This window comes from Microbacterium sp. K41 (assembly GCF_004794395.1).
Lineage (GTDB): Bacteria > Actinomycetota > Actinomycetes > Actinomycetales > Microbacteriaceae > Microbacterium > Microbacterium sufflavum.
On sequence record NZ_SSDO01000100.1, the window covers coordinates 1 to 231 of the forward strand.

General features: G+C 77.9%; 1 pseudogene. It reads left to right on the top strand.

What is annotated here, in order from left to right:
• Positions 1–231, top strand: a pseudogene (locus tag DW309_RS19220) (YhgE/Pip domain-containing protein); the annotation flags it as partial.

Genomic DNA, 231 nt, shown 5'->3' on the forward strand with positions numbered 1-231 from the left:
CAACCGCCAGCTCGCCGACGTGGCCGACCGTGCGGGCGCCGCCGTGCAGGAGGCCACCGCCGCCCTGCCGCAGGTGCGCTCCGACATCGCCACGGCCCTCGCCGACCAGGGCCTCACCCCCGAGGAGATCGACCGGGTGCTGGCGCGGCTCGACCCGCTCGGCACCCGCCTGGAGGAGGGCAACGCGCAGGTGCAGGCCGCGGTCGGCAAGGTCGACCAGCTCGCGGCCGG